This is a genomic window from Acetobacter conturbans, assembly GCF_011516755.1.
Taxonomy (GTDB): Bacteria; Pseudomonadota; Alphaproteobacteria; order Acetobacterales; family Acetobacteraceae; genus Acetobacter; species Acetobacter conturbans.
The window spans coordinates 1-1,966 of the sequence record NZ_WOSY01000060.1 but is presented as its reverse complement, the minus strand read 5'-3'; the positions used below and the strand labels follow the sequence as shown (position 1 = coordinate 1,966).

Below are 1,966 nucleotides of genomic sequence, written 5' to 3'. Positions count from 1 at the left end.
CTGGCGGTTTTACTGAGCACTGCGGCACCTGTGACGGTATTTGCGCAGGATTCGGGTAGTTCGGCTGCGTCTGAGGCGCCTGCTTCTGCCCCGGTTGCGGCGCCTGACGCTGCTGCCCCTGCGGCGACGGCGCCGGATGCTTCCGCGCCGGCCCCTGCCGCCGATGCGCCTGCAGCTGAGACCCCGGCTCCTGCACCGGTTGCTGCGTCCGAGGCACCTGCACCGGCTCCTGCCGCGCCGAAGAGCGTTGAGAACCCGTATGGCCTCGGGGCCCTTTGGGCGAACGGCGACATCATTGCGCGTGGCGTCCTGGTGATCATGCTGCTGATGTCGCTGGGCTCATGGTACATCATCATCACGAAATTCTTCGAGCAGGCCCGGGTGTTTTCGGCAGCACGCGAGGCAGTGAAGAACTTCTGGACGAAGCCGACACTGCAGGACGGCGCGTCCGCGCTGAAGGCGTCCTCGCCGTTCCGTTATGTTGCCGACACAGGGATTGTCTCTGCCGAGCATCATGAAGGCACGATGCAGGAATCGATCGACCTGTCCGACTGGACGTCGTCGCAGATCCAGCGTGCGGTGGACAGCGTGCAGAGCGACCTCCAGGGCGGCCTGGCCTTCCTCGGCACGGTGGGTTCGACCTCTCCGTTCGTGGGTCTGTTCGGCACGGTCTGGGGTATCTATCACGCGCTGACGGCCATCGGCATCGCGGGCCAGGCCTCGATCGACAAGGTTGCGGGTCCGGTCGGTGAATCGCTGATCATGACGGCGATCGGTCTCGGCACGGCGGTTCCGGCGGTTCTGGGCTACAACCTTCTGGTGCGCCGCAACAAGACCGCGATGGAGCAGGTGCGTGGCTTTGCCGCCGATCTGCAGTCGATCCTGATCGGTGGTTTCCGTCACGGTTCGACCCGTGAGAGCATCACGGTGCGTCCTGACAACTCGCCGACGACGGCGACCGTCTCCAACCGGGTGGCCTGACCATGGGGATGTCCGTGGGGGGAGGAGAAGAGGACGAGGTCGTCTCCGCGATCAACACGACGCCCCTTGTGGATGTCATGCTCGTCCTGCTCATCATCTTCCTCATCACCATTCCCGTTGCGACGCACACGGTGAAGGTGAACCTGCCGAAGGACCTGAACCAGCCGAGCAAGATCGTTCCGGACAACGTCACCCTGGCGGTGACGGCGGACGGTCAGGCTTACTGGAACGAGACGCCGATCCGCAGCCACGCCGAACTGATGGCGCGTCTGGAGAAGGTGGCGGCGCAGCAGCCGCAGCCCCAGATCATGATCCGGGGCGATGGCGGGGCGCGGTATGAGGCGGTGGGCAGGCTGGTTGCGGCTTGTCAGGAAGCCGGAGTGGCGCGCGTGGACTTCATCACCGAGCAGCCTCACAGCTGATCGGCATCCAACTGGCGAGGCCTCCGTGCAGGGCGGGGGTCTGGTGTCTTGCGGCATTTCCCTGTCCGGTGCCCTTCCGGACGAGGCGGGGCGATGCCCCAGATGAGAGAGTGATCCATTCATGAGCATGAATGTCGGGTCGGACAGCACGACCGAAGACGAAGGCATTGTCGACATCAACACCACGCCGCTGATCGACGTGATGCTGGTGCTGCTGATCATGCTGATCATCACGATCCCGCTGCAGACGCATACGGTGTCGATGAACCTGCCGCAGGGCGATCCGCCGCCGCTGACGACGGAAGATCCGAAGGTGGTGAACGTGGTGATCGATTTTGACAATTCGATCAGCTGGAACGGGGAGCCTGTGGGGAGCGAGGCGGAGCTGCAGTCGCGTTTCCAGACGGCGGCGGGCGAGCCTGACCAGCCCGAGATGCACATCAACCCCAACCGACTGGCCGACTACAGAACCGTCGCCCATGTCCTCGCCGACGCACAGAGACTGGGCATCACAAAGCTCGGTATCGTCGGACAGGACCAGTTCATGAACGAACAGTGAGAAT

3 protein-coding genes are annotated in these 1,966 nt (G+C 63.9%); all 3 read left to right on the top strand.

The window, feature by feature from the left end; genetic code table 11:
• A partial coding sequence (locus tag GOB81_RS17275) for a MotA/TolQ/ExbB proton channel family protein (RefSeq protein WP_338421392.1) occupies positions 1–981 on the top strand: 981 nt, incomplete at its 5' end.
• Positions 982–983: 2 nt separating this feature from the next.
• Positions 984–1,403 (top strand): ExbD/TolR family protein, encoded by a 420-nt coding sequence (locus GOB81_RS17270; protein WP_173571452.1) that lies wholly within the window; start codon positions 984–986, stop codon positions 1,401–1,403.
• A gap of 121 nt (positions 1,404–1,524) precedes the next feature.
• Positions 1,525–1,962 (top strand): ExbD/TolR family protein, encoded by a 438-nt coding sequence (locus GOB81_RS17265; protein WP_173571451.1) that lies wholly within the window; start codon positions 1,525–1,527, stop codon positions 1,960–1,962.
• The last annotated feature ends 4 nt before the right edge of the window (positions 1,963–1,966 follow it).